This window comes from Lederbergia ruris (genome assembly GCF_018332955.1).
Lineage (GTDB): Bacteria > Bacillota > Bacilli > Bacillales > Bacillaceae_C > Lederbergia > Lederbergia ruris.
Genome location: NZ_BORB01000107.1, coordinates 1 through 694, shown reverse-complemented (window position 1 = coordinate 694; position 694 = coordinate 1). Strand labels below are relative to the sequence as shown.

The window sequence follows — 694 nt, the reverse complement described above, 5'->3', positions numbered from 1 at the left end:
ATTAGTGAAGATGAAGGAGATTCCGGAAGATCTCACTTTGGTTGTCGATGGAAATCCCATCTATCTTCTAGCTCAACACTTTTTCGCCCAACACGACATCCAGTTTGATGTCAAACAGGTGATTGGTCTAACAAATGATGACCCTGTTTCAACTGAATTCAGGCCCCTCAAACAAGTCATTGAGCGACTGAATCGTACATTTAAGGGAAACTATCGTTCCACCCATGGCTTTGGTTCAGAACATGGTTCTGTTTCCTATGTCACCTTGTTTGTCGCTTACTTTAATTTTCTGCGACCACATGCCTCTTTAGAGGGAAAGGTACCTGTCATGAATCCAGAACTGTCTGGTCTTCCGACAATGCCCGCACGGTGGACAAAACTGATTGAGTTAGCCCAACAATGGATTGTAAAACAACGGTTAGCCTAACTTTTTGTTTAGCTGAGCCCCTTGATTTTTATTGGGCAATTCAGCAATCGGCGGAGCGAACTCTTGACAAACCGAACTTGACAATGGTTTAAAATAGGAAAAACCAAGGGCTTATTTGGTTTGCCTTCTTTTTGTCCTCTTCGCCCTTGTTACTTGTAATTCAAACCATTGGCGTGTTTGTCAAGAGCGATTGCGGTAGCTTACCACCACATTTAGACCGTAGAGCTACGTTTAGGCTTTTGTTTTCATAGAATTTTTGACACTACC

Annotated in this window: 1 protein-coding gene; it reads left to right on the top strand. The window is 42.7% G+C overall.

Annotated elements, in window-relative coordinates; translation table 11 throughout:
• The coding region (locus KI363_RS21595; protein WP_212967614.1) for an integrase core domain-containing protein at positions 1–427 on the top strand (427 nt) is incomplete at its 5' end.
• Positions 428–694: the final 267 nt, after the last annotated feature.